At 60.5% G+C, this 24,430-nt stretch carries 23 protein-coding genes; 10 read left to right on the plus strand and 13 right to left on the minus strand.

The features are described from left to right. Positions 1 to 21: 21 nt before the first annotated feature. Both AC1DZE_RS10885 and AC1DZE_RS10890 read right to left on the minus strand, forming a co-directional pair. Positions 22 to 690 carry a PilN domain-containing protein gene (locus tag AC1DZE_RS10885; protein WP_477673956.1) on the minus strand — a complete coding sequence of 223 codons (669 nt, stop codon included), beginning with the start codon at positions 688 to 690 and terminating at the stop codon, positions 22 to 24. Next, positions 687 to 1,766 (minus strand): pilus assembly protein PilM, encoded by a 1,080-nt coding sequence (locus AC1DZE_RS10890; RefSeq protein ID WP_477686099.1) that lies wholly within the window; start codon positions 1,764 to 1,766, stop codon positions 687 to 689. Before AC1DZE_RS10890 ends, AC1DZE_RS10885 begins: the two co-directional genes overlap by 4 nt. A 268-nt stretch (positions 1,767 to 2,034) precedes the next feature. Here AC1DZE_RS10890 and AC1DZE_RS10895 point away from each other — a divergent pair, with 268 nt between their 5' ends. Next, complete coding sequence (locus tag AC1DZE_RS10895) at positions 2,035 to 4,446, plus strand: penicillin-binding protein 1A (RefSeq protein WP_477700023.1); 2,412 nt, start codon at positions 2,035 to 2,037, stop codon at positions 4,444 to 4,446. An 81-nt stretch (positions 4,447 to 4,527) separates the two neighbouring features. Here the strand turns inward: AC1DZE_RS10895 and cyaY are convergent, their stop codons facing one another. Continuing rightward, the gene (gene cyaY / locus AC1DZE_RS10900) at positions 4,528 to 4,878 is read right to left on the minus strand and encodes an iron donor protein CyaY (RefSeq protein ID WP_477673119.1); all 351 of its coding nucleotides are present in this window, start codon (positions 4,876 to 4,878) and stop codon (positions 4,528 to 4,530) included. A gap of 12 nt (positions 4,879 to 4,890) precedes the next feature. On the opposite strand from cyaY, the gene lptM reads away from it, so the two are divergent. Then, a complete protein-coding gene (gene lptM, locus AC1DZE_RS10905) occupies positions 4,891 to 5,097 on the plus strand; it encodes an LPS translocon maturation chaperone LptM (protein WP_477669889.1) in 207 nt (68 codons plus the stop codon). Positions 5,098 to 5,259: 162 nt separating this feature from the next. After that, the gene (gene lysA / locus AC1DZE_RS10910) at positions 5,260 to 6,543 is read left to right on the plus strand and encodes a diaminopimelate decarboxylase (RefSeq protein WP_477673120.1); all 1,284 of its coding nucleotides are present in this window, start codon (positions 5,260 to 5,262) and stop codon (positions 6,541 to 6,543) included. 68 nt (positions 6,544 to 6,611) lie between these two features. Here lysA and AC1DZE_RS10915 read toward each other — a convergent pair whose 3' ends face one another. The 4 genes from AC1DZE_RS10915 to AC1DZE_RS10930 all read right to left on the minus strand — a co-directional run bounded on the left by AC1DZE_RS10915 (position 6,612) and on the right by AC1DZE_RS10930 (position 12,102). Continuing rightward, positions 6,612 to 7,259 (minus strand): protein-methionine-sulfoxide reductase heme-binding subunit MsrQ, encoded by a 648-nt coding sequence (locus AC1DZE_RS10915; RefSeq protein WP_477669891.1) that lies wholly within the window; start codon positions 7,257 to 7,259, stop codon positions 6,612 to 6,614. 160 nt (positions 7,260 to 7,419) lie between these two features. Next, positions 7,420 to 8,418, minus strand: a complete 999-nt coding sequence (gene msrP / locus AC1DZE_RS10920; RefSeq protein ID WP_477700024.1) for a protein-methionine-sulfoxide reductase catalytic subunit MsrP — start codon at positions 8,416 to 8,418, stop codon at positions 7,420 to 7,422. Between the two features lie 91 nt (positions 8,419 to 8,509). After that, entirely contained in the window at positions 8,510 to 9,886 is a 1,377-nt protein-coding gene (gene ccsB, locus AC1DZE_RS10925) for a c-type cytochrome biogenesis protein CcsB (RefSeq protein ID WP_477673455.1), read from the minus strand. Further along, positions 9,883 to 12,102 (minus strand): cytochrome c biogenesis protein ResB, encoded by a 2,220-nt coding sequence (locus AC1DZE_RS10930; protein WP_477669894.1) that lies wholly within the window; start codon positions 12,100 to 12,102, stop codon positions 9,883 to 9,885. The genes ccsB and AC1DZE_RS10930 overlap by 4 nt, the downstream gene beginning before the upstream one ends. On the opposite strand from AC1DZE_RS10930, the gene AC1DZE_RS10935 reads away from it, so the two are divergent. Next, positions 12,101 to 12,304, plus strand: coding sequence for a hypothetical protein (locus AC1DZE_RS10935; protein WP_477669895.1), 204 nt, complete (start codon positions 12,101 to 12,103; stop codon positions 12,302 to 12,304). The two genes, AC1DZE_RS10930 and AC1DZE_RS10935, sit on opposite strands and share 2 nt — an antisense overlap. On the opposite strand, the gene AC1DZE_RS10940 is transcribed toward AC1DZE_RS10935, so the two are convergent. Then, positions 12,301 to 12,978, minus strand: a complete 678-nt coding sequence (locus AC1DZE_RS10940; protein WP_477669896.1) for a c-type cytochrome — start codon at positions 12,976 to 12,978, stop codon at positions 12,301 to 12,303. The genes AC1DZE_RS10935 and AC1DZE_RS10940 overlap by 4 nt on opposite strands. A 209-nt stretch (positions 12,979 to 13,187) precedes the next feature. On the opposite strand from AC1DZE_RS10940, the gene yihA reads away from it, so the two are divergent. Together yihA and AC1DZE_RS10950 are read left to right on the plus strand one after the other, a co-directional pair. Continuing rightward, entirely contained in the window at positions 13,188 to 13,916 is a 729-nt protein-coding gene (yihA, locus tag AC1DZE_RS10945; RefSeq protein ID WP_477669897.1) for a ribosome biogenesis GTP-binding protein YihA/YsxC, read from the plus strand. A gap of 87 nt (positions 13,917 to 14,003) precedes the next feature. Then, positions 14,004 to 14,915 carry an alpha/beta fold hydrolase gene (locus AC1DZE_RS10950; protein WP_477669898.1) on the plus strand — a complete coding sequence of 304 codons (912 nt, stop codon included), beginning with the start codon at positions 14,004 to 14,006 and terminating at the stop codon, positions 14,913 to 14,915. An 87-nt stretch (positions 14,916 to 15,002) separates the two neighbouring features. On the opposite strand, the gene AC1DZE_RS10955 is transcribed toward AC1DZE_RS10950, so the two are convergent. Both AC1DZE_RS10955 and AC1DZE_RS10960 read right to left on the minus strand, forming a co-directional pair. Continuing rightward, positions 15,003 to 15,899 carry a lysophospholipid acyltransferase family protein gene (locus tag AC1DZE_RS10955; RefSeq protein ID WP_477669899.1) on the minus strand — a complete coding sequence of 299 codons (897 nt, stop codon included), beginning with the start codon at positions 15,897 to 15,899 and terminating at the stop codon, positions 15,003 to 15,005. Further along, the gene (locus AC1DZE_RS10960; protein WP_477669900.1) at positions 15,896 to 16,756 is read right to left on the minus strand and encodes a lysophospholipid acyltransferase family protein; all 861 of its coding nucleotides are present in this window, start codon (positions 16,754 to 16,756) and stop codon (positions 15,896 to 15,898) included. The genes AC1DZE_RS10955 and AC1DZE_RS10960 overlap by 4 nt, the downstream gene beginning before the upstream one ends. Positions 16,757 to 16,932: 176 nt before the next feature. Here AC1DZE_RS10960 and metK point away from each other — a divergent pair, with 176 nt between their 5' ends. Further along, entirely contained in the window at positions 16,933 to 18,114 is a 1,182-nt protein-coding gene (gene metK, locus AC1DZE_RS10965) for a methionine adenosyltransferase (RefSeq protein ID WP_457279749.1), read from the plus strand. A 115-nt stretch (positions 18,115 to 18,229) separates the two neighbouring features. Here the strand turns inward: metK and AC1DZE_RS10970 are convergent, their stop codons facing one another. Beyond that, positions 18,230 to 18,433: a hypothetical protein gene (locus AC1DZE_RS10970; RefSeq protein WP_477673515.1), complete on the minus strand. Its 204-nt coding sequence runs from the start codon at positions 18,431 to 18,433 to the stop codon at positions 18,230 to 18,232. A gap of 109 nt (positions 18,434 to 18,542) precedes the next feature. Here AC1DZE_RS10970 and AC1DZE_RS10975 point away from each other — a divergent pair, with 109 nt between their 5' ends. Further along, the gene (locus AC1DZE_RS10975; RefSeq protein WP_477700025.1) at positions 18,543 to 18,674 is read left to right on the plus strand and encodes a hypothetical protein; all 132 of its coding nucleotides are present in this window, start codon (positions 18,543 to 18,545) and stop codon (positions 18,672 to 18,674) included. A gap of 174 nt (positions 18,675 to 18,848) precedes the next feature. Here the strand turns inward: AC1DZE_RS10975 and AC1DZE_RS10980 are convergent, their stop codons facing one another. Both AC1DZE_RS10980 and AC1DZE_RS10985 read right to left on the minus strand, forming a co-directional pair. Continuing rightward, the gene (locus AC1DZE_RS10980) at positions 18,849 to 20,228 is read right to left on the minus strand and encodes a hybrid sensor histidine kinase/response regulator (RefSeq protein ID WP_477673514.1); all 1,380 of its coding nucleotides are present in this window, start codon (positions 20,226 to 20,228) and stop codon (positions 18,849 to 18,851) included. 114 nt (positions 20,229 to 20,342) lie between these two features. After that, on the minus strand, positions 20,343 to 21,845 hold the full coding sequence (locus AC1DZE_RS10985; RefSeq protein WP_477700026.1) for an ATPase domain-containing protein: 1,503 nt from the start codon (positions 21,843 to 21,845) through the stop codon (positions 20,343 to 20,345). Between the two features lie 443 nt (positions 21,846 to 22,288). Between AC1DZE_RS10985 and AC1DZE_RS10990 the strand changes: the two genes are divergently transcribed. Together AC1DZE_RS10990 and groL are read left to right on the plus strand one after the other, a co-directional pair. After that, positions 22,289 to 22,579 carry a co-chaperone GroES gene (locus AC1DZE_RS10990; protein WP_007872916.1) on the plus strand — a complete coding sequence of 97 codons (291 nt, stop codon included), beginning with the start codon at positions 22,289 to 22,291 and terminating at the stop codon, positions 22,577 to 22,579. A 92-nt stretch (positions 22,580 to 22,671) separates the two neighbouring features. Next, complete coding sequence (gene groL, locus AC1DZE_RS10995) at positions 22,672 to 24,324, plus strand: chaperonin GroEL (RefSeq protein ID WP_411877453.1); 1,653 nt, start codon at positions 22,672 to 22,674, stop codon at positions 24,322 to 24,324. Positions 24,325 to 24,430: the final 106 nt, after the last annotated feature.

Consider the following 24,430-nt stretch of genomic DNA (forward strand, 5'->3'; position numbering starts at 1 on the left):
GTCAAACTCGTTCATTCCGCCTCATACCTTGGCCGGCGCCGAGGCGGCAGAAGCTGGCTTGGCAGCCGCCCCCGACACCACCGGTACTGTCCCTGAGCTTGCTGGTGTGGCGCCAACAGTTTTCGGATCGCTGGCCCGCTTCAAACCGATCTTCATTGAAAAATTGGATACCCTGCGCTGGTCACGCGCACTGAGTGACACCGTGCCGGCGGTGATTTCTACAAGTTCCGGCCGGGTTAACCACGCACTGTTGTTAGCCAGGTTGCGCAACAATTCCGAAACACGTTCGTTTGACTGTGCGACGCCGGTGATCATCACGGCCTGGTTGTCTTGTTTCATGCTGGTGATATACACCCCATCGGGCAACTGCTTGACCAGTTCGCTCAGCAAATACACCGGCAGATTGCGGTTTCCCTGCAGATCTTCCACGGCATTCTGACGAGCCCTGAGAGCGGAAATCTCCGCCTGCAGCGTGGCGATATCCTTGATCTGCCCTTCCAACCGGGTAATTTCCGTTTTCAGAAAATTGTTCTTTCCCCGCTGGCCCTCAATCTGGGCCAGGTACCAGGAATAAACAGCACCGCAAATAAGACCGCCGACCAAGGCCGCGATACCCAGCGTGGCAAAAAATACTTCGCGCCTGCGCTTGCGCGCAGCTTCGCGGTGGGGAAGCAGATTGACGAGAATCACTGCAGAAACCTCCGCAAAGCCAGACCGCAAGAGGTCAGGTAGGACGCCGCTTCGCGCCGCATTTTCTTTTCACGTACCCCATCACCGAGTTCCATTCCTTCGAAAGGATTGGCAAGCACGCAGGCAAACGAAGTCTGCTGGGTGACGGAATCTGTCAGACCTGGCAGGGCGGACGAGCCGCCGGCCAACATCACATAGTCAACCTTGTTGTGCGGAGTGCTGGTGAAGAAGAACTGCAAGGCCCTTCCGATTTCCTGCGCCATGCTCTCGACAAAAGGCTTCAGCACGCCGGATTCATAGTCTTCCGGTAAATCGCCACTGCGCTTTTTGCTTTCTGCTTCTTCAGGGGAAAAACCGTACTGCCGAATGATGAGCTGCGTCAGCTGGGCTCCACCAAAGGCCTGATCACGCTCATAAAGTACTTCGTCGTTTTTGATGACCTGCATGCTGGTCGTCAATGCACCCACTTCAAACAGGGCCACCATGGTGTCCACGCCCTTGTTGGGAAGGCTCTCAATGAGGCGGGCGGTGGCCAGGCGGGAGGCATACGACTCCACATCTATAACAATGGGCTTGAGCCCGGCGGCTTCCGCAAGACCCTGCCTGTCCTGCACTTTTTCCTTGCGCGAAGCGGCAATCAGCACTTCGACGTCGCCACTGGAGGTAGCACTCGGGCCTACCACGCAGAAATCGAGACTGACTTCATCCAGCGAGAACGGAATGTATTGATTGGCTTCGGATTCGACCTGAATTTCCAGCTCTGCGTCGCTGAGGCCGCCCGGGAGAATGATTTTTTTGGTAATGACCGCCGAAGCCGGCAGGGCCATCGCCACATTCTTGGTGCGGGTTCCGCTTTTTTTGACGAGCCGGCGCACGGCATCGGCCACTTCGTCAAACTTTTCGACGTTACCATCGGTAATCCAGCCTCGTTCCAGCGGTTCGATCGCACAGCGATCCAACACCAGATTACCGGCCTTGTCACGGCTCAACTCCACCAGCTTGACACTGGATGAGCTGATATCTAAACCCAGCAAAGCGGGTTGTTGGCGGTTGAATAACGATCCCAGAGAGATCAAGGCGGTCCCCAAATGACGGCTAATATGTAGCCCTGCATACTTAAGAAATCACTTGAATAGTAGCAGTAAGCTCTTTGTGCAGTAAGGATTTTTCCTGTTTTGGACGTCTGGAACGTTGTCAAAAGCAGACGGTCGTATCGGACCAGGAGTTTGCAATGTTCCCTAAAACGTTGTCTGCAAACGTAAAAGTATGGCCCTTGCCCTGACACCCCGCACAACCCGCTTCCCGGGATTTTTATAATGGTGACGCGACTTTACGATTGTCTACATGCCCTCCACACCCACGTCTTCTGATTCAAACTCTGCCCCGGTCAAGCAAGGTCGCGCAAAGTCCCTTGTCCCCCGCTGGCTGGTCATGTTCTTTTTGTGGAGTGGTGGCCTGTTGCTGGCTGGTGTTGCCGCCGTCTTGCTGTTTGTGGCTGTGGCGCTGTCGGTTGCCTACCCCAACCTGCCGGATATCTCTGACTTGTCCGACTACCGGCCAAAGTTGCCATTGCGGGTTTACTCCGCCGATGGGGTGGTTATTGGAGAGTTCGGGGAAGAACGCCGCAGCCTCACCCCGATCAAGGACATCCCGCAGGTCATGAAGGACGCGGTGCTGGCCATTGAAGACGCCCGCTTTTTCTCACATGGCGGCGTGGATTACCTGGGCGTGATCCGGGCCGGCTTTGCCAATGTGGGCCGGGCCAAGAGCCAGGGCGCCTCCACCATCACCATGCAGGTGGCCCGCAATGTCTATCTGTCAGCCGAGAAAAGCTATACCCGCAAGATCTATGAAATCCTGCTGACCTTCAAGCTGGAGCACCTGCTGACCAAGGACCAGATCCTTGAGATCTATATGAACCAGATTTTTCTGGGAAACCGGGCTTATGGCTTTGCCGCGGCCTCAGAGGCCTATTTCGGCAAGCCCCTGAAGAACATCTCCATCTCCGAGGCGGCCATGCTGGCGGGCCTGCCCAAGGCACCTTCGGCCTACAACCCCATCATCAATCCCAAGCGAGCCCGGGCCCGGCAGCTCTACATCATCGAGCGCATGGAAGAAAACGGCTTCATTACCGCCGAACAGGCCAAGGCCGCAAAAGAAGAAGAACTCAAGGTCAGGACCGGGCCCGATGCAGGCCGGGTACACGCGGAATACGTCGCTGAAACCGTGCGCCAGCTGGTTTACAACCAGTACGGGGACGAAACCTACACCCGCGGGCTGAATGTCTATACCACCCTGCGTGCCACCGACCAGACCGTCGCCTACAAAGCCTTGCGCAAGGGCATCATGGATTATGAGCGCCGGCAAATTTACCGGGGCCCCGAGAAGTTCATCGATCTGCCGGCCAATGCACAGGAAACGGAAGATGCGATTGACGACGCACTGACCGACAACCCCGACAACGGAGATGTGATGTCGGCCATCGTGCTGGAAGCCAATCCCAAACGAATTCTGGCCATGCGCCAGAACAGCGAAACGGTTGAAATTACCGGCGACGGCCTGAAACCCGCCCAATCCGGGCTGACTGACAAGGCCGGGCCCAACATCAAGATTCGCCGCGGCGCCTTAATCCGCGTGGCGAAAACACCGAAAAACACCTGGGAAATTACCCAGCTGCCTGAGGTGGAAGGCGCTTTTGTGGCCCTTGATCCGCGCGACGGTTCCATCCGGGCACTGGTGGGCGGGTTCGATTTCGAAAAAAACAAGTTCAACCATGTGACCCAGGCATGGCGCCAGCCGGGTTCCAGCTTCAAGCCCTTTATTTACTCCGCCGCCCTCGAGAAGGGCTTTACCCCAGCGACCGTGGTGAATGACGCCCCGCTGTTTTTCGACGCGGGCGTCACTGGCGGCCAGCCTTGGGAGCCCAAAAACTACGACGGCACTTTCGACGGTCCCATGAGTCTGCGGACCGGCCTGAAGAAATCCAAGAACATGATTTCCATCCGCATACTGCAGGCTATCGGCGCCCCGTATGCGCAGGACTGGATCACCCACTTTGGCTTTGAGGCCGAAAAACATCCCGCCTACCTGACAATGGCGCTGGGCGCCGGATCGGTCACCCCGATACAAATGGCCACCGCTTATTCGGTATTTGCCAACGGCGGTTTCCGCGTCAATCCCTACCTGGTCACCAAAATCACCGACCAGCGCGGCAAAGTCCTGCTGGAAAGCAAGCCCCCCGTGCTGGACGAATCAGCCCGGGCCATCGATGCGCGCAATGCGTTCATCATGGACAGCCTGCTGCAGGAAGTCGCACGCTCAGGTACGGCGGCCAAAGCGCAAGCCACGCTCAAACGCCCCGACCTTTTCGGCAAGACCGGTACCACCAATGACTCGATCGACACCTGGTTCGTGGGGTTCCAGCCTACGCTGACAGCGGCGGTCTGGATGGGTTACGACACGCCGAAAAAACTCGGCGACCGTGAAACCGGTGGCGGCCTGAGCCTGCCCATCTGGATCAACTTCATGGAATACGCACTCAAGGGCGTGCCGGTCACCGAATACCCACCGCCCGAAGGTGTCGTCAACGTTGGCGGGGAGTGGTATTACAGCGAATATGCCAAAGGTTCCGGAGTCAGCACAGTCGGTATACAACAGGACCCGGCAGCCGCCGGCACCCCGGCTACGCCAGGGGCGATCCAGGTGCTGCCGCCTTCAGACGAGAAAAAGCGCATCCTGGATCTGTTCAAGAACTGAGATGAAACGCATCAAAAAAGGGCTCCACGGAGCCCTTTTTTGTTTCAACGCCCATCACCGCACACCTGCAAGCTTCGGCTGCTACGCTTTATTTGCTTCCACGGGGGCCGCGAACACCAACGTCTGGCCGGCCTGCTCACTGGCATAGCGAGACAAATTGGCAAAAAACTCGCTCGAGTCCTTGGTATCAGCCCATTGCCCGCCACTGAATTTATAGTGGAACCCGCCGGCCTTGGCCGCCATCCATATTTCCTGCAAAGGCTTCTGGAGGTTGATGATGATCTGGCTGCGGTTGGAGAAAGTCAGCGTGACCATGCCGCCGGTGCGCTGGTTATCAATGTCCGCGTCGGTCTCATCATTGATACGGTCACAGGCGGTTTCAACGGCCCTGAGTGCACTCTCGGCCAGATCCTGGTATTCAAGGTCCGTCATTACAATCCCATCATGGTTTCTTCAGCTCAAATTTTAGGCCGCATCCGCCCTTCGGCCTCCCGCTATGGCCTTGCTGCAATTGTGGTCGGCGCGGCCTTGCTGGGCGGTTGCGGACAAAAAGGCGCACTTTACCTGCCAGTTCCCCCGAAGGTGCCGGCCACGGCCACCACAGCGCCGCCGGCTGCCGCGCCTGCAACGCCGGCGTCAGCCGCTCGCTGACCAGCAACCTGGCCGATTCATTGAAGATTCAGGCCATCCGGTGGCTGGGCCTTCAATCTAAAGGCGCCCGGCCGTTCATGCCGTCAATCGATCATGGCGCGCAAGCCCTGCGCTCCTTAAGATAGTTGCCAATAACTCCAACCGCTTCAAAGCCCATTCTTCATGACCCGCCAACCTCTCCCCGGCCACCCCCATTTTGCTTACCGCGATACCGAGCTGTTTGTTGAAAATGTCCGGCTTGGCGATCTGGCCGCGGCACACGGCACGCCGCTGTTTGTGTATTCCAAGGCAGCCATGCTTTCGGCGCTGGCGGCTTACCAGCGTGGCTTTTCAGGGCGCAACGCGCAAATTTGCTATGCCATGAAGGCCAATTCGTCACTCGGCATCCTGCAGGCATTTGCCCGGGCGGGTTGCGGCTTTGACATCGTTTCGGGCGGAGAACTCACCCGCGTACTGGCCGCTGGTGGCGAGGCCCGGAAGATCATTTTTTCAGGCGTAGGCAAAACCTGCAGCGAAATGCGCCAGGCCCTGAGCGCCGGCATCGGCTGCTTCAATGTCGAAAGCGAAGCCGAGCTGGATGTGCTGTCCGGGGTAGCTCTCGCCATGGACATGCGTGCGCCCGTCAGCATTCGCGTCAATCCCGATGTCGACCCCAAGACGCACCCCTACATTTCCACGGGCCTGAAAGACAACAAGTTCGGCGTGGCACACCAAGACGCGCTGCGCATCTACCGGCACGCGGCTTCGCTGAAAGGCTTGCAGGTCGTCGGCATCGACTGCCACATCGGCTCGCAAATCACCGACACCACACCGTACCTTGACGCCATGGACCGGGTGCTCGACCTGGTGGCAGCCATTGAAGCCGCGGGCATCCCGCTGGAACATATCGATTTCGGCGGTGGCCTGGGCATCAACTACAACAACGACACCCCGCCCGAAGCCGACGCACTCTGGCAGCAGTTGCTCGCGAAGATCGACGCGCGCGGCTACGGCAGTAAAAAATTGATGATCGAGCCGGGCCGCTCACTGGTCGGCAACGCAGGGGTTTGCCTGACGGAAGTGCTCTACGTCAAGCCGGGCGAGCACAAGAACTTCTGCATCGTCGATGCGGCGATGAACGACCTGCCACGTCCTGCGATGTACCAGGCTTTCCACGCCATCGTCCCCGTATTGGCCGAAGGCAAGACCGCCGAAGCGACGTATGACGTCGTGGGCCCGGTCTGCGAGAGCGGCGACTGGATAGGCCGCGACCGCGTGTTGTCTGTCGCGGCGGGTGACCAGTTGGCTGTGATGTCGGCAGGTGCGTATTGCATGAGCATGGCCAGCAACTACAACACACGTGGCCGGGCCGCTGAACTGCTGGTTGACGGTGTCGAAGTGCACCTCATACGCCGGCGGGAAACCGCTGAAGACCAGATGCGGCAGGAACAGCTGGTAGCGGGCTAATCCGGAACCACGCCCGGGGCAAGCGCGCGCCTCATCGGATCAGTGTCGATCAGCGCACATCGCTATCATTATGATAGCTGGTTGCGCACGTCGTATATGGGTTTCAGCCTCTTTTTCCTCAAGAACTGCTGCACACGCCAGCCGAGCAGTACGGCGATGATCGCAGCGTAAACGAACACTTCGGCAAAATTGTTCTTGCCGGCGCGCATCCAGAAAAAATGCAGCAGCCCCAGCCCGGCGATCATGTAGACCAGCTTGTGCAGCCACTGCCAGCGTTTGGCACCCATGGCTTTGATGGCCGCATTGAAGGACGTTGCCGCCAGGGGCGTCAGTAACACAAAGGCCGAAAACCCCACGAGGATGAAAGGCCGCTTGGCAATGTCTTTGGCAATATCGGCAAAGTCAAAGCCCATGTCGAACCAGCTGTAGCTCAGCAGGTGGACGACGACATAAAAATACGCGAACAGCCCCAGCATGCGCCGAAAGCGCGCCAGTGCAGGCGTGCTGGTGATGACCCGAAGCGGCGTGACCGTCAGGACGATGCAGATAAAGCGTAACGTCCAGTCGCCGGTGGCGCGTATCAACGCCTCGGCCGGGTTGGCGCCCAGCTGGTTGGTGAAGGCGCCGTAGAACAGCCAGACAAAGGGCAGCAGACAGACGAGGAACAGCACCGGTTTGGCGGCAGGGTGCAGCAACCATTTTTGCGCTGTCGACATCACAGCAATCCACCGCCGGGTCGACCTACATCGAAACACAGCGCAGCGTGCGTCCCAACCCAGCAGGGGCCGCGGAACCGGCTTTGCCGGGCCGCAGGCGCAGCGGCCCCCTCGGGGGGCAGCGCAGTACGCGAAGCGACAAGCGTGGGGGCCATATCTTTTAGAAGTTCTTCTTGAGGTCCATGCCCGCGTAGAGCTGGCCCACTTGCGCTTCATAGCCATTGAACATCAGCGTTTTGCGCTTCTTGGCAAAGAGGCCGTCTTCACCGATACGCCGTTCGGTGGCCTGGCTCCAGCGAGGGTGGTCGACGTCCGGGTTCACATTGGAATAAAAGCCGTATTCCTGCGCCGCGGCCTTGTTCCAGGCGGTGCGCGGCTCCTTGTCGGTAAAGCGGATCTTGACGATGCTCTTGCCGCTCTTGAAGCCGTACTTCCAGGGCAGCACCATGCGCACCGGTGCGCCGTTCTGGTTGGGGAGCACTTCACCATACATGCCGAAAGCCAGCAGCGCCAGCGGGTGCATGGCTTCGTCCATGCGCAGGGCTTCCACATAAGGCCAGTCGAGCACGCGGGAGCCCACAAACGGCATGGTCTTGGGATCGGCCAGGGTGATGAATTCAACGTATTTCGCGCTGCCCAGCGGCTCGACCTTCTTGATGAGCTCCGACAGCGAATACCCCACCCACGGGATCACCATGGACCAGCCCTCGACACAACGCAGGCGGTAAATACGCTCTTCCTGCGGCGCCAGCTTGATCAGGTCTTCGAGCGTGAAGGTCTTGGGTTGCTTGACCAGGCCTTCGACGGCCACCGACCAGGGCTTGGTCACCAGCGTGTGGGCGTTCTTGGCCGGGTCGGCCTTGTCGGTGCCGAACTCGTAGTAATTGTTGTAGGTAGAGGCGTCTTTGTAGTCGGTGATCTTTTCCATGGTCACCGCACCGGCCACCGCCGATTTGCCGCCGGCCAGCGCCGCCAGCTTGCCGGGTTTTTGTACCGTCTGCGCCATCGCCTGGCGGCCCGCCCAGCTGGCCATGGCCACGCCCGCGGCACCTGTGGCCATCAGTTTGATCAGGTCGCGACGACCATGGTAGATGCCGCGCGGCGTAATCTCGCTGGGAACGAGGTGGTCGAAACCATCGGCATGGGTCTTGATGAGCATATGAGTCCTTGAAATCCGTTGAGGGTTAGTCTGAATACGCAGCAACTTCTTACAGGGATTCAGCCAGGGCTTCTAAAAGACTCGCAGGCAGTTACAAGGTTCCGTAACTGTGCAGCCCCGACAGGAACATGTTGACGCCCAGGAAAGCAAACGAGGTAACTGCCAGCCCGACCAGCGCCCACCAGGCGGCGACGGTGCCGCGCAGGCCCTTCATGAGCCGCATATGCAGCCAGGCCGCGTAGTTGAGCCAGACAATCAGCGCCCAGGTTTCCTTGGGGTCCCAGCTCCAGTAGCCGCCCCAGGCCTCGGCCGCCCACAAGGCGCCGAGTACGGTGGCAATGGTGAAAAAGGCAAAGCCGACGGCAATCGCCTTGTACATCACGTCGTCCAGCACTTCAAAGCTGGGCAGGCGCGCGGCAATGCGCTTGCGGCCCAGCAGGATGCCGGCGGCGATCAGCCCCGACACGGCCAGGTAACCTACCCAGTAGTAGCTGCCGCCCACTTCGGCCGGCGACTTGCTGCGAAACACGACAGGGACAAAACACAGCACCACGCCCAGCAGCCACAGCGGCGTGAGCCGGTGCCAGCGCGTCTCGTTGGCCTGCTGCTTGATGAGATAGGACAGCGACACCATGGCAGCCAGCGAGAACATGCCGTAGCCGATGAAATTGGCCGGCACATGCAGCTTCATCCACCAGCTTTTGAGGGCAGGCACCAGCGGCTGGATTTCATGGGCTTCGCGTATCACGGTGTACCAGAGCAAAAAACCGACCGCGGCACTGACCACCAGCATCACGAAAGCGCCGAGCGCGCGGGTGTTGTACTGCGATTCAAAGTAGAGGTAGAAGGCCGCCGTCATCCAGCAGAACAGCACGAACACCTCGTACAGGTTGCTGACCGGGATGTGCCCGACGTCTGCGCCAATCAGGTAGCTTTCGTACCAGCGCACCAGCGTGCCGATCAGCGCCATGCCGATCGCCACCCACGCAATTTTGGAGCCCAGCGACTCCAACGTGCTGCTCTGGCCTTTGGCAAACATGCCCAGCCAGTAAAAAATCGTGCTCATGAAGAACAGCACGCTCATCCACAAAATGGCCGACTGGCTGGAGAGAAAGTATTTGAGCCAGAACACCTGCTCGGCGCGCGCCAGGTCACCCTGGTACGACGCAATGCCCAGCAGCGCGAAGGCGCTGACCACCATCATCAGTACCCGCAGCGGCCGCCAGAACCAGCCCATGGCGATAGCCGCCGGAATGGCCGCGAACAGGATGCCTTTTTCATAGACATCCATGAAATCACTGTAGCGGGCGAAGGCATACAGAAAGCCGCCGGCGACCAGCGCAGCAAACACCCAATCCAGCACATTACGCCGGGCGAAATAGCCCTCGTTCAGGCTCAGCGTGCTGTCGCCGCCCGCCTTCAGCGTGGTGGTGTTCACCGCGGTGTTGTTGATCGTGGAGGTATTCATAAAGGCGCCTGCAACAGTTTCGTTTTCAACATCTCAAACTCCTTGTCGCCGTCCATGGTCTTGCGGTTGGTCGACAAGGCCATGGTGGCCTGACTGTGGCCTTCGGCCGATTCTGGCATTGAACCCACAACATTGCCATCTTCTGCCTGACCGCCCCCTGCGCCGCGCGGCGCCAGCCAGACCCAGACGCGGCGTTCGCGCACGTAAAGCATGGCGAACACCCCCAGGATCAGGAAGGCGCAACCCAGGTAGACGATGGTCTTGCCCGGTGCACGCGCCACCTGGAACACACTGGCCTGGACCTGGGTGAAGTCTTTCAGCTCAAACGCCATGGGCGCGGGGTAAAAATTGGCGTCCGACAGGCTCAGCACCATTTGCGACATGAAAGCCCGCGTCTTTTCATCCTGACCCAACGGCTTGAGCCCGGCCTGCTCACGCGTCATCTGCGTCAGCTCAAACAAGGCACCGTTGAGGATGCGGATCAGCACCTCGCCGGCACGGTTGCGCTCGGCTTCGGGCACATTGGCTTCCATAAAGTCAGAGATGGCCTGCAGGCCTGCAGCGGTTTTGGGCTTGCCCGTCGAACCTTGCGCGGCGCCCGCTGCGTCTGCAACGTCACCGGCAAAAAGAGCCAGCGCCCGCGATGTCGACGCGGCGAGCTGTTGCATCAGCTCCGGCCGTTCCCGGCCAATGGCCTGGCTTGCGTAGCGCCTGACCGCCAGCTCACGCTGCGCCGGATTGGCGAGCGCGGCACGCAGCCGCAAAAAGGTTTCCATGCCGCCTTCGGCGTCCACCGGAATCCGGAGGTACTGGAAGGGTGCAGACGGTGTCTCGCGAACACCCATCAGGTAGACCGCAGGGCTGTCTTCCGCCGGGTCCGTCTTGACCGGCAACATGTAGTTGTGAAATTCACGGGCCTGTCCGGACGCATCGCGCAACTTGTAGCTCACGCTGGGGCCCACGTTGCGCAGCTCTTTTTGCGTCACGGTCTTGTTCGCCGCGCCGAGCCGTGTGTCAATCGCCTGGTGCAGGTCGACCTTGCGCACATCGGCGCCGGAACCCATGCTTCCGCCCGACGCAAAATTTTCCACGTTGATGACCCGCAGCGCGGTGTATTCCAGCGTCAGCTTTTCGGCGCCATCGCCCTGCCCGTTGGTCAGGCCGCTGGAGCCGCCGATCGTGCCCTGAATTTCAAACGGCTTGCTGGCCGCGGCCATCGGAATGGCCTTGAGCGTCACGCTGGAGCCGCCGTCGTCGAAGCTCGACTGGTAAATCTCGATACCGCGGTGATTGGCCGGGTGATTGACCTCCACCCGCACCGGAATCTTTTCGCCAGTTTCCTTGTCGTGGATGATGATGTCGCTGGCAAAGAGCTTGGGCATGCCGGTCGAGTAATACTCAACGATGAATTTTTTGAGCTCAATGGAAAACGGCAGTTCCTGCAGCAATACGCCGCCCGGCTGGTTCAGGATGGCGGTGCTGGACTGCGTGCCTTCAGCCACCAGCAGGTTGGCGCGAAACGTCGGGTTTTTGTCGCTGAGCCGGTGCTGGGCCGGCACGTCGGCAATCAGTCCGCCGCCGGCATAAATCGACTTGCCGTTCAGCCACATCTGCGCGCGTACGATCATGTCGCCGTCGAGCAGGCCGCCCACGCAGACCAGCACGATGGCGCTGTGCGCTGCGATGTAGCCCAGTTTGTTGGCCGCGCCTTTTTTGGCCGCCACCATCCAGCCGTTGCCGGCGCGCTGCTGCAGCTTCACTTTCCAGCCGCTTTGCACCAGCGTCTGGCCAATGCGGCGCGCAGCCGTTTCGGGTGACTCGGCCAATGCGGCCTCGGCACGGTGGCCAAAGGCCTTGAGGCTTTGCTCCCGGACGTTTTCCTTGAGCTGGTTCAGGTCCGCGAAGATCTTGGGGGCGTTGCGCGCAATGCACAAAGAAGTAGAGACCACCAGAAAAGCCAGGATCAGCAGGAACCACCAGGCGCTGTACACGGTGTTGAGGCTGAGCAGGCTGAACACCTGCGCCCAGAACGGACCGAACTGGTTCACGTAGTTGCCCAGCGGCTCTGCCTGCTTGAGCACCGTGCCGATGATCGACGCGATGCAGATCACCGTCAGCAGCGAAATGGAAAACCGCATGGACGACAGCAGTTCCACCGCCGCCCGCCAGCTGCGGGAGCCCCAATTGACCTTCATACCCTCGGTGGAAACTGTCATGCTTGAAATGGAACCTGCGGTTGGCTCAGGAAAGCCTGCGAACCAGAAAAAGAAGGGAAAAAGAAAAAAGGCGGGCTTTCATCAGAAAGACCCGCCTTGGTGTGATTGGTTTTGGAGGCTTGGGTTCAATACTGCAGGCAGCCTGCGGGTACTTTCAGCAAAAAAACGCTCGCCTGCCAGTCCTTTGCTGTACTTTGCTTAACGCAGGCCGGCAATGTAGTCGGCCAGCGCACGGATTTCACGGTCGTTCAGCTTGGCAGCCACCTGGCTCATGGGCAGGCTGTTGCCGCGGCCGCCGTCACGGAAAGCCGTCAACTGCGTCACCGTGTACTCAGAATGCTGGCCGCTCAGGCGGGGATATTGGGAAGGAATGCCGGCGCCCGTGGGGCTGTGGCAGCCTGCGCAGGCTGCGATCTGGCGGTCCTGCACGCCGCCGCGGTAGATACGCTCGCCGAGTGCAACCAGTTCCTTGTCTTTGGCAAAGCCGGTTTTGGCTTTCTTGGACGTCGCCCAGTAAGCGATGTTTTTCATGTCGTCTTCAGACAGCGCGGACGCAAAGCCTTGCATGATGGGGTTCTTGCGCTTGCCGGCCTTGAACTCCTGCAGCTGCTTGACCAGGTATTCGGGGTGCTGCTGCGCCAGCTTGGGGTTGGCGGGGGTGCCGGAATTTCCGTCGGCGCCGTGGCAGCTGGCGCAAACTGCGGTGAAGCTGGCCTCGCCCTTGACCAGATCAGGCTTGGCAATCTTGGCCGGGGCTGCTGCTGCTGCGGGAGCCGAAGCGGCGCCATGTGCAGGTGCGGCTTCGCCGGCAGCATAAGACGACACGGCAGGCACGGCCAGCAAGGCGGCCAGGAGAGAAGTAACGAACAGCTTCATATCGGGGGTTTTAATTGGTTGGCGCACAAAACTTATAACTTTCTGATTTTACAATGGCTTCAGGGCACCCCCGATTATTCGGGTCTTGCCGCGGCAACGGGCCAGCAGCTCCGCACCGCCTCAGCGCTTCCCGGGTTCCGTCCCCGAAGCCATTGCTCCCTCCAACGCATGCCGGTAGCGTGCAACCGATCTCCAGGGACCGCCCGATCATGACCTCACCCTCTCCGTCCAAACCACCCTTAGCCGCAACTGGCGCGCCCGATCCCAAAATCGCGATGGGCTGGCTGCACACCGCCAAATTCCTGACCACAGCGCCTGAGCTCAAGCACCTGCCCCGTGTCGACGTGCCTGAAATCGCCTTTGTCGGCCGTTCCAACGCCGGCAAATCCACCTGTATCAACACGCTGACGCAGCAACACCGGCTGGCATTTGCCTCCAAGACGCCGGGCCGCACGCAGAGCATCAACCTGTTCAGCCTGGGCAAGCAGGGCGTGACGGACGCCGTACTGGCCGACCTGCCGGGCTACGGCTATGCGGCCGTGCCCAAGGAAGCCAAGTACCGCTGGCAGCAGGTGATGGGCAACTATTTGCAGACGCGCGACAACCTCAAGGCCGTGGTGCTGCTGTGCGACCCGCGCCTGGGCCTGACCGAGCTCGACGAGATCCTGCTGGACGTGATCCGGCCGCGGGTGGAAGACGGCCTCAAGTTCCTGGTGCTGCTGACCAAGTCCGACAAGCTCAACAAGACCGAAGCGGCCAAGGCGCTGTCCATTGTGCGACTGCAGGCCGGCGGCGGAGACGTCAAACTCTTTTCTTCGCTGAAGCGCCGCGGTGTCGAGGAAGTAGCCCAGCATTTGTGGGACTGGGCCCATCCGGCCGAAAAACCGGCAAAGCCTGCCAAAGCGGCGCCTGAAGAGCTGCCCGAGATCAATGACTGAGGCAGCTCTCCAGCGCTGAAATTTCAGGCAAATACCGGCTCCAACCCAACTGGGACAAGCGCAAACAGCTATAAAAAGTGTAGCAACATGATCGCCACCCGCTTGTATGCATTGCCCCACGGCATCACCCTGTCCTGCCGGATTGCGGGCGAAACGGGCCGCCCTGTCCTGATGTTCCTGCACGGCTTTCCGGAAGCCGCTTTTGTCTGGGACGGCTTGCTGGAACACTTCGCGCGGCCTGAAAACGGCGGCTTTCGCTGTGTGGCGCCCAACCTGCGCGGCTTTGAACATTCCAGCGCGCCGCTGGAGGCAACCGCCTACCGGCCCAAACACCTGGTGCAGGACATTGCAGCGCTGATTGCGCTGGAAGGTGGCCAACTGGAATGCCTTGTGGCCCATGACTGGGGCGGCGCGGTGGCCTGGAACCTGGCTGCGGGCCATCCCGCGTTGATGAAAAAGCTGGCCATCATCAACTCGCCGCACCCCGGCACTTTTCTGCGCGAACTGCAGCATTCGCCGGCGCAGCAAGCCGCCAGCGCCTACATGAACTTCCTGATTCGCCCCGACGCCGAAGCCTTGCTGGCCGAAGATGACTTTCGGCGGCTCTGGGATTTTTTTGCCAACATGGGCGCGGTCGATGGGCCGCACGCGTGGCTGACCGACGCCATCAAGGACCAATACCGCGAAATCTGGCGCAAGGGCCTGACAGGCCCCTGCAATTACTACCGGGCTTCGCCCTTGCGCCCGCCCCGGCCCGGGCCGCCGCACAACGACCCGGCCGCCGCGGCAGTGAGCATTCCACGGGACATGCTGGAAGTTCACCTGCCGACGCTGGTGCTCTGGGCACTGGACGATACGGCCTTGCCGCCCGCACTGCTGGAAGGCTTGGGCGACTACGTGCCGCAGATGGATTTACGCCGCATCGAAGGCGCAACCCACTGGATCGTGCACGAGCAGCCCGCATTGGTGGCGGCACACCTGCAGGATTTTCTGCGCTAGATTGCTATTGATTTAATAGCCGCTTGCGCTCATTCCGCCTGGCCCGGAGGACTATTCCCCTAAAATTTCGGCCCAACCCGCCCGCCGTCAATACAGGGACGGCTCGCCTTCTGGTCGGGTTTTAAAGCGCTTGTGCACCCAGTAGTACTGGGCGGGCATGGTGTTGATGTAGTCCTGCAGCTGCGCGTTCATGCGTGCGGTGTCGGCCACCGGGTCGTCGCTGGGGAAATCCGCCCAGGCCGGCAACACCTCCACCTCATAGCCCGTCGGAGTGATTCGGGGCAACAGGGGCAGCACCTTGGCGCGGCCCAGGCGTGCAAATCGAGAGAGAGACGGGACCGTTGCGGTGGGTATGCCGTAAAAAGGCACGAACACTGAATCGTCAGGGCCGAAGTCCATGTCGGGCAACAGGTAAAGCGGCTGCCCTTCCCGAAGCGCGGCCACAATGGGCTTGACGCCATCACCCCGCCCAAAAAGCCGCAGGTTGCCAAACCGCCGCCGGCCCCGCAGTATCCAGCGGTCGACCAGTTTGTTCGACTGGTCGGTGTAAATGGTGGTCGAAGGCCGCGGCATCTGCAGCGCCACACCGGCCCATGCCGCATCCAGGCCGACGAAATGCGGCAGGAATATCACCGTGGGCTCATTGCCCTCCAGTTCCTGCACAGCCCCCGTCACCTGAACGCGCCGCTGCACCCAGGCCTGGGGCGCGTGCCACAGCCAGGCGCGGTCCAGCCAGGCCTGGGCAAAAAATACAAATGTCAGCACCGTGAGGCGGCGCCGCTCTGCGGTCGGGTAACCGGGAAAGCACAACGCGAAATTGGTGGCCACCACGCGCCGGCGCGAGCCTACCATCGCATACAACATCCAGCCGAGCAGCACGCCCAGGCCACGCGTCCAGGAAAGCGGCAGCAGCGCCAGCACCCGCATAAAGAAAATGCCGCCGCGGGTCACGATTCGGCTGGCCAACTGGCGGGGAGTCTTCAAAGGGGAGTTTCCTTGCGAGGTGTCTTGTAGCGTGCATAGCCCCACAAATACTGGCCAGGCTGGCTCAGCACAATGGCTTCGATCGCCCGGTTGATCTGTGTCACCCCATGCAGCAGGTCGGCGCGCGCGCCGGAATCTGAGGCGTCCATCCCCTGCACCGGAGGCCATATCTTGAGGAAATACCCTTTGCCGCGGGCCAGGCGCTCGCAACTGACGGGCAGCAGCACCGCACCGCTTTGCAACGCCAGCCGCGCAGCCAGTGTCATCGTGTAGGCCGGCTTGCCAAAAAAAGGCGCCCACACGCCCAGGCCTTCGGGCGGCACCTGGTCCGTCAGCAAAGCCACGGCCTGATTGGCTTTGAGGGTTTTATGCATGAGGCGGATGCCGCTTAAGGAAGCGGGCACGACGGTGAGATTGGCCCGGTCACGCGCCAGGCGTTCCAGCCGGGCCAGCCAGGCCTTGCGCGCGGGCCGGTAAATCGCGGTAATGGGCCCATACAGCTCGGCCAGCGCTTGCGGGCCCAGCTCGAAGCTGCCGCAATGGGGACCAAAAAAAATCACCCCGCGGCCTTCGGCGAAGGCCTGCTCCGCATGCACCTGGCCTTCGATGCGGACATTACCCAGGCAGGACTCCGAAGCCGGCCGCATCCACAGCTTGGGTAGTTCGGCAATAAAGCGCCCAGCCTCGGCAATCGCCGGGCGGGCGACCGCGAACGGCAGTCCGGCCTGCGCCACATGTGCCCTGAACTGGGCGCGGTAGCGCGGACTCAAGCCCCACACCAGCCAGCCCAGCATGCCGCCCAGCGCATGCAGGGCGGCCAGCGGCCAGAGGGAAAAGAAGCGAAACAACCAGGGCATGAATCAGGTGAAAGGGGTATCGAAAGGTTACGCCGGCCAAAAACCAGCCGTCATATAATGCAGTCTGTCGCCGAGTTACTGAACTACTTGCAGGGCGACATTAAACCAAACTGCTAAAGCGTTCGCCGAGGCATTCCAGCCGGCAACGCGCCGACAAACTTCATGGAGTGTACGCAATGGCGAACGATTTTCTCTTTACATCCGAATCCGTCTCTGAAGGCCATCCCGACAAGGTCGCCGACCAGATTTCCGACGCGATCCTCGACGCAATTTTCAAGCAGGACCCACGCAGCCGCGTCGCCGCCGAAACCCTGACCAACACCGGCCTCGTCGTGCTGGCCGGCGAGATCACCACCAACGCGCATGTCGACTACATCCAGGTCGCGCGCGACACCATCAAGCGCATCGGCTACGACAACACCGAGTACGGCATCGACTACAAGGGTTGCGCCGTCATGGTTTGCTATGACAAGCAGTCCAACGACATCGCCCAGGGCGTAGACCATGCCAGTGACGACCACCTGAACATCGGCGCCGGCGACCAGGGCCTCATGTTCGGCTACGCCTGCGACGAAACGCCCGATCTGATGCCCGCGCCGATTTACTACGCACACCGCCTCGTCGAGCGCCAGGCCCAGCTGCGCAAGGACGGCCGCCTGCCTTTCCTGCGCCCCGACGCCAAGAGCCAGGTCACCATGCGCTATGTGGACGGCAAGCCGCACAGCATCGACACCGTGGTGCTGTCGACCCAGCACAGCCCCGACCAGAGCGAAACTGCCCACAAGATGAAGGCCTCGTTCACCGAAGCCATCATTGAAGAGATCATCAAGCCCGTGCTGCCCAAAGAGTGGCTCAAGGACACCAAGTACCTGATCAACCCGACCGGCCGCTTCGTCATCGGCGGCCCGCAGGGCGACTGCGGCCTGACCGGCCGCAAGATCATCGTCGACACCTACGGCGGCGCCTGCCCGCACGGCGGCGGCGCGTTCAGCGGCAAAGACCCCAGCAAGGTGGACCGCTCAGCTGCCTACGCAGCCCGTTATGTGGCCAAAAATATTGTGGCCGCGGGCCTGGCACGCCAATGCCAGATCCAGGTGGCTTATGCCATCGGCGTAGCCCGCCCCATGAACGTCACGGTCTATACCGAAGGCACCGGCGTGATCTCCGACGAGAAACTCTCGGCTCTCGTCAATGAACACTTTGACTTGCGCCCCAAGGGCATCATCCAGATGCTGGACCTGCTGCGCCCCATCTACGAAAAGACGGCAGCCTATGGCCACTTCGGCCGCGACGAGCCGGAATTTACCTGGGAACGTACCGATAAAGCTGCTGCGCTGCGCGCTGCAGCCGGCCTGTAAGGCCGCCGGGCGGACAGCCCGGTATCAGTTCTTCAGCGCAGGCTCACTTCGCGCAGCGAAGTTAAGGGCCCAAGAGGTCCCTCCCCTCGCTAATCCAGAAGATCAACCCCGCGATTCAACCGCGCGTGTAGGGGCTTTTCCCGACATGCGGGGTATTGCCCAATTCTTCGGACGGCGCATTGTCGGCTTTGGGCTGCGCGATGGTCTTGTTGGTGCCCTCTCTGCCGTATTCCTCGGCAGATATGGCGTCAGGCTGTGCGGCTGACCCGTTCTTGCGGTCACGATCACTCTTTGGATCAATACGTTTTTTCAGGCCCATCTCGTGTCCTTCGTGTCGCTGAACGTCACGTAACAAAGCTGCCGGGATCCGCGGCGGGAAATGCGGATGCCGACATTGAGGGCATTCCCCCCCGGGAATCACGGGCAGCATGCGTTACACCAAAACCGTTGCCGGTGACGATGAACGGCCAGGCACTGCGGGATTTCCCCGCTTCCATGGCGACTTCGCGCACAGGCCGGGTTGCCCGGATTTCTGGTTCATGCAGGGGAAAGCTGTCTAGAAACATGGCGGCGCCAATGAAGGCTTTGAGTGGCTGGGCTTTGACTGTAGGTTCACGCCTGGCCACGATGCGTCAGCGGGATAGGAAATGCGTGTAGGACAAGCTCGAATCAGGCACCACTTCCCTGGTTGGAGCTTTAATTCCCGGAATTCCGGCCGCTGCTTTTTACCCACATCAGGCAACGAGGCAGGACATCAGGCTTTCGTAATCCACCGGTTTGACCAGGTGATGGTTAAACCCGGCCAGACTGGCAAGGGCTTTGTCTGTTGTCTGCCCCCAGCCAGTGAGCGCAATAAGGACCATATTTTCAGTGGCCGGCTGCTGGCGGATCAAGCGTGCTGCGTCGTACCCGTTCATGCCGGGCATTCCGATGTCCATGACGATAACGTCCGGCCTGTGAGCCTTGGCGGCGGCAACGGCGGCCAGACCGTCATACGCCGTTGTCACTGCAAAACCATCCATGCCAAGCAAAGCTCCCAAGGTATTGGCCGCGTCCACGTTGTCGTCCACCACCAGGATTTTTTTGGCGTTTCCGGACCAGGCGGGGCCCGCCACTTGCACAGGCGATATAGGATGCCCGCCCTCCAGAACCACCGGCAGCGCCAGGACGAACTCACTGCCATGACCAAGGCCTTCACTGCTGGCATGCAGAGTGCCGCCGTGCATCTCGGCAAACTGTCTGGCCAGGCTCAGACCGATTCCCAGACCGGTCGGCGCTTCGCCAGGCACGGGCGTCTGGGCAAACAGGTCAAAGATCTTTGCCAGAGAAGATGCCTCAAGCCCGATCCCGTTGTCGGCGACACGGAAAGTCACCACAGGCCCCTCGACTTCCGCGCGCAGCACGATATGCCCGCCTGGATGCGTGAACTTGGCGGCGTTGACAAGAAGGTTGGCGACGCTTTGCACCAGGCGCGCGTGATCGGCATCCAGCAGATACGGTGTGTCCGGCTCCTGCACGTCCAACCGGTGCTGCTTGCTTTCCATGGCGGAGCCGGAAATCTCCACCGCATGGTTGATCACTGATTGCAGTGTGATCTGCCCCCTTTTCAGGGTGACCTTGCCGCTGGTGATGCGGGCTACGTCCAACAGGTCATCCACCAATCGCGTCAGGTGAGCCACCTGGCGGTCCACGACATTGCGCAGCTGCGTGATCTGGTCCGAATCCGGGTAAAGATGCCTGAGGATTCCCATGGACGTACGGATCGGCGCCAGCGGATTGCGCAGTTCATGCGCAAGCGTAGCCAGGAACTCGTCCTTGCGCTTGTCGGCATCGCGCACCTGGTATTGCCTTTCGCGGGCCCGCACGGCCGAACGGGTGGCGGTAATCAGGGCAATGGTGCGCACGGGCCGCTCCACCAGCGTGACGTTACCCAGATGCTCGACCGCCCGCTGCACATCCAGCGAATCGGCGCCGCTGCGTGTCAAAAGCAGGATGGGGATGTCCGACCAGGTGGGCTGTGAGGCCACGTATTCGGCCAGTGGCCGCATGGCGGCACCACTGACAACCTCTTCCACCAGCAAGAGGGCGCCGGCACCCAGCGGGAGTTGCGTCATAAGCTCATCGCTGTTTGCACACACAATGCTGTGGATACCCACGGACCGGAGCACTTTGGCAGTCAGCGCCGCGTCCCGCCCTGTAGGTGCACAAATGACGATTCGCCGCTCCACCTATCTCGCTCCGCGGGCAGCACCCACTTCAGGATCATTGCCGATGTAGACAGGCACCCCCGTCAGAATGCCGCGGAAGCCGCGCAGGGGTGCGCCCACATGGATGCCCTTGCGGGACATGGAAAATTCGCGGATGGTGCGTTCGTGCAGGCTGCCTCGCTTTTTAAACACCGACACGGCCTGCTTGACCTCGCCGTCATGCTCGAAGTAGCGCAGCATGAGCACGTTGTCGGCCAGATAGCTGGCGTCCACCGTGGTGGACATCTGGCCGCCCAGCATGCCCTGCTGAACGCCCACCAGGATGGTTACCACACCGCGCTGGCCCAGGTACGTCAGCAGTTCGTGCAAATGCGTGGTAAGGAAGCGCTCATCCGGCATGGCGTTGAGATAGCCGTTGATGCTGTCGATGACGACGACTTTGCAGCCGCGGTCGGCAGCCTGGCACACCACCGACGCGAACTCCCCGGGGGACAGTTCGGCCGGGTCGATCTGCTGAATGCTCAGCACACCCACTTCGTAGGGTTCGCGGATTTTCATCCCCAGGCCGTCCGCCCGGTTCAACAGGTTGTTGGCCGCCTCTTCAAACAGGAACATCGCGCTGGTCTGCCCGCGCTGCGCCGCGGCAGTGACAAACTGGGCCGCCAGCGACGACTTGCCGGTGCCGGGAGGCCCGGCGATGAGGGTGCTCGTGCCCTCTTCCAGGCCGCCGCCAAGGAGGGTATCGAGCTCGGTAAGGCCGCTTTTGAGCTGCTCGCGCTTGCCCATCACCCGCGACTCGGCCGCCACCAGGCGCGGGTACACGCACAGGCCCCCGTACTGGATGTCGTAGTCATGCAGGCCGCCGCGAAAGGCAATGCCGCGGTACTTCACCACGCGCACGCGGCGCCGCTCGGCCCCATAGTCCTTCACGGACTGATCCAGCGTAATCACGCCATGGGCAATGGAGCGCACCTGAAGGTCTATGCCGGCGGCCGTGCGATCGTCGAGCAGCATCACGGTGCAGGACCGGCTGGCAAAGAATTGCTTGAGCGCCAGCACCTGGCGGCGATAGCGCAGCGGCGTATCGGCCAGCAATTGCAATTCGGAGAGGGAATCAATCACCACCCGGGTCGGTTTTCGCTCTTCAATCACGGACAGAATCATCTGTGTGGTGGTACCCATCTCCACCTCCGAAGGGTGGAACATGGTGTATTCGGCCTCCGGCATCAGCAGGTTTTCAGACGGCAGGACTTCATGAATGTGAATACCCTTCATGTTCCAGCCATGGGATTCGGCCACGCCGGTCAGCTCCGCGGCTGTTTCGGCCAGTGTGATGTACACAACGGACTCACACTGCCGGGCGCCTTCCACCAGAAATTGCAGGCCGGTGGTGGTCTTGCCGGTGCCAGGCTCACCTTCGATCAGGTAAATGCGGTCCTTGATGAGGCCGCCTCCAAGGATGTTGTCCAGGCCTGGGATGCCGGTTGAAAGGAACTGAAGCTCGGTTGAGGTCTTTGTGGTCATGGTTACAGGGATGCGGTTGTGAGCCAACATGGCACGGAAAGAACAATCCGCAACACCCCGTTAAAGAACGAAGCGGCTTGTAACACCTGGATAAATAGTAGCCAGCAGCCTCCAAAATCCCCGGTTTGCGGAGCCTGAGTTGAGCGTAGGACGACACGCCGTCCCTTCGTCTCCCGTCAGCGTTTCTCCACTCGCTCCCCCTCCGGGATGCCGCCGGACGGCCAGGGTGGGAACCCGAGAATCGATCCGGGTCACAGCTAAAGCACCAAAACAGCAGTTTTCAGCGGCGCCACCTTGAAAACAGGCCTGATTGCCTCTATGATTAGCACTCGATGGTATTGAGTGCTAACAAAGCCCAGTCAATCCACCAAGTTAACAGGCACTCACTTTTACGCGGGTGCTTTTTGATTCCCAAAACCATTGTTCTCAAACAAGGAGCTCTCATGAAACTTCGTCCTTTGCACGACCGCGTGATCGTCAAACGCGTGGAAAACGAAACCAAAACCGCTTCCGGCATCGTCATTCCTGACAGCGCCGCTGAAAAGCCTGATCAGGGCGAAGTGCTGGCCGTTGGCCCAGGCAAGAAGAACGACAAGGGCGAATTGAGCCCCGTGGGCGTGAAAGTTGGCGACCGCGTGCTGTTCGGCAAATACAGCGGCCAGACCGTCAAGGTCGACGGCGACGAACTGCTCGTCATGAAAGAAGAAGACCTGTTTGCAGTGGTCGAGAAGTAACCTCTCTTCTGCTATTTATTTGATAGCTGCTGGCGCATCTCCTACTTGGGCTAGCAGGCGATTTCATCCATAAACTTTAAGGAATCTGCATCATGGCAGCAAAAGACGTAATTTTCGGCGGCGAAGCCCGCGCACGCATGGTCGAGGGTGTGAACATCCTGGCCAACGCCGTCAAGGTAACCCTGGGCCCCAAAGGTCGTAACGTGGTTCTGGAGCGCTCGTTCGGCGCCCCCACGGTGACCAAGGACGGTGTGTCCGTCGCCAAGGAAATCGAACTGAAGGACAAGCTGCAGAACATGGGCGCGCAGATGGTCAAGGAAGTCGCTTCCAAGACCTCCGACAACGCCGGCGACGGCACCACCACCGCTACCGTTCTGGCCCAAGCCATCGTCCGCGAAGGCATGAAATACGTGGCCGCCGGCATGAACCCGATGGACCTCAAGCGCGGTATCGACAAGGCCGTGCTGGCCCTGACCGAAGAGCTCAAGAAGGCTTCCAAGCCCACCACGACTTCGAAAGAAATCGCCCAGGTCGGCTCCATCTCCGCCAACTCCGACGAATCCATCGGCAAGATCATTGCCGACGCAATGGACAAGGTTGGTAAAGAAGGCGTGATCACCGTAGAAGACGGCAAGTCCCTGCAAAATGAACTCGACGTCGTCGAAGGCATGCAGTTCGACCGCGGCTACCTCTCCCCTTACTTCATCAACAACCCTGAAAAGCAGTCCGCACTGCTGGACAACCCGTTTGTTCTGCTCTACGACAAGAAGATCAGCAACATCCGTGACCTGCTGCCCACCCTGGAGCAAGTCGCCAAGGCCGGTCGTCCGCTGCTGATCATTGCCGAAGAAGTCGAGGGCGAAGCCCTGGCAACTCTGGTGGTGAACACCCTGCGCGGCATCCTGAAGGTTGTGGCTGTGAAGGCCCCTGGCTTCGGCGACCGCCGCAAAGCCATGCTGGAAGACATCGCCTGCCTGACCGGCGGCAAGGTCATCGCTGAAGAAGTCGGCATGTCGCTCGAAAAAGTGACGCTGGCTGACCTCGGCCAAGCCAAGCGCATCGAAGTGGGCAAAGAAAACACCATCATCATCGACGGCTCCGGCGCCGCTGCCGACATCGAAGCACGCGTCAAGCAAGTGCGCGTCCAGATCGAAGAAGCGACCAGCGACTACGACCGTGAAAAACTGCAAGAGCGCGTGGCCAAGCTGGCCGGCGGTGTTGCCGTGATCAAGGTTGGCGCTGCCACCGAAGTCGAAATGAAGGAAAAGAAGGCCCGCGTGGAAGACGCGCTGCACGCTACCCGCGCTGCCGTGGAAGAAGGCATTGTGGCCGGCGGTGGCGTCGCCCTGCTGCGCGCCAAGCAAGCTGCTGGCAAGATCGCCGGCGACAATCCTGACCAGGATGCTGGTATCAAGCTGGTGCTGCGCGCCATCGAAGCCCCCCTGCGCGAAATCGTTTACAACGCAGGCGGCGAAGCCTCTGTGGTGGTCAACGCGGTTCTGGCCGGCAAGGGCAACTACGGCTTCAATGCAGCCAACGACACCTACGGCGACATGATCGAAATGGGTATCCTGGATCCCACGAAGGTCACCCGCACCGCACTGCAGAATGCAGCCTCCGTCGCATCCCTGATGCTGACGACCGAAGCCATGATTGCCGAAGCTCCGAAAGAAGAGTCCGGCGCCGGCGGCGGCATGCCAGGCGGCATGGGTGGAATGGGCGGCATGGGCGACATGGGCATGTAATGCCTGCCTGAGCTTTTCGCTCCATCAAAAAAGGGCCGCTTTCGCGGCCCTTTTTTTATTGCTCGTCCACTTTGTACGAAAAACGTTTTCACACAGCAAGGCCTTT

Source organism: Polaromonas sp. P1_F1 (assembly GCF_056405795.1).

Bases quoted from the DNA above. Each gene is read 5' to 3' on its own strand.
- AC1DZE_RS10895 (WP_477700023.1), top strand. From the start codon at position 2,035: ATGCCCTCCACACCCACGTCTTCTGATTCAAACTCTGCCCCGGTCAAG.
- cyaY (WP_477673119.1), bottom strand. From the start codon at position 4,878: ATGACGGACCTTGAATACCAGGATCTGGCCGAGAGTGCACTCAGGGCC.
- lptM (WP_477669889.1), top strand. From the start codon at position 4,891: ATGGTTTCTTCAGCTCAAATTTTAGGCCGCATCCGCCCTTCGGCCTCC.
- lysA (WP_477673120.1), top strand. From the start codon at position 5,260: ATGACCCGCCAACCTCTCCCCGGCCACCCCCATTTTGCTTACCGCGAT.
- AC1DZE_RS10915 (WP_477669891.1), bottom strand. From the start codon at position 7,259: ATGTCGACAGCGCAAAAATGGTTGCTGCACCCTGCCGCCAAACCGGTG.
- msrP (WP_477700024.1), bottom strand. From the start codon at position 8,418: ATGCTCATCAAGACCCATGCCGATGGTTTCGACCACCTCGTTCCCAGC.
- ccsB (WP_477673455.1), bottom strand. From the start codon at position 9,886: ATGAATACCTCCACGATCAACAACACCGCGGTGAACACCACCACGCTG.
- AC1DZE_RS10935 (WP_477669895.1), top strand. From the start codon at position 12,101: ATGCTTGAAATGGAACCTGCGGTTGGCTCAGGAAAGCCTGCGAACCAG.
- AC1DZE_RS10930 (WP_477669894.1), bottom strand. From the start codon at position 12,102: ATGACAGTTTCCACCGAGGGTATGAAGGTCAATTGGGGCTCCCGCAGC.
- AC1DZE_RS10940 (WP_477669896.1), bottom strand. From the start codon at position 12,978: ATGAAGCTGTTCGTTACTTCTCTCCTGGCCGCCTTGCTGGCCGTGCCT.
- yihA (WP_477669897.1), top strand. From the start codon at position 13,188: ATGACCTCACCCTCTCCGTCCAAACCACCCTTAGCCGCAACTGGCGCG.
- AC1DZE_RS10950 (WP_477669898.1), top strand. From the start codon at position 14,004: ATGATCGCCACCCGCTTGTATGCATTGCCCCACGGCATCACCCTGTCC.
- AC1DZE_RS10960 (WP_477669900.1), bottom strand. From the start codon at position 16,756: ATGCCCTGGTTGTTTCGCTTCTTTTCCCTCTGGCCGCTGGCCGCCCTG.
- metK (WP_457279749.1), top strand. From the start codon at position 16,933: ATGGCGAACGATTTTCTCTTTACATCCGAATCCGTCTCTGAAGGCCAT.
- AC1DZE_RS10970 (WP_477673515.1), bottom strand. From the start codon at position 18,433: ATGGGCCTGAAAAAACGTATTGATCCAAAGAGTGATCGTGACCGCAAG.
- AC1DZE_RS10975 (WP_477700025.1), top strand. From the start codon at position 18,543: ATGCGTTACACCAAAACCGTTGCCGGTGACGATGAACGGCCAGGCACT.
- AC1DZE_RS10980 (WP_477673514.1), bottom strand. From the start codon at position 20,228: ATGACGCAACTCCCGCTGGGTGCCGGCGCCCTCTTGCTGGTGGAAGAG.
- AC1DZE_RS10985 (WP_477700026.1), bottom strand. From the start codon at position 21,845: ATGACCACAAAGACCTCAACCGAGCTTCAGTTCCTTTCAACCGGCATC.
- AC1DZE_RS10990 (WP_007872916.1), top strand. From the start codon at position 22,289: ATGAAACTTCGTCCTTTGCACGACCGCGTGATCGTCAAACGCGTGGAA.
- groL (WP_411877453.1), top strand. From the start codon at position 22,672: ATGGCAGCAAAAGACGTAATTTTCGGCGGCGAAGCCCGCGCACGCATG.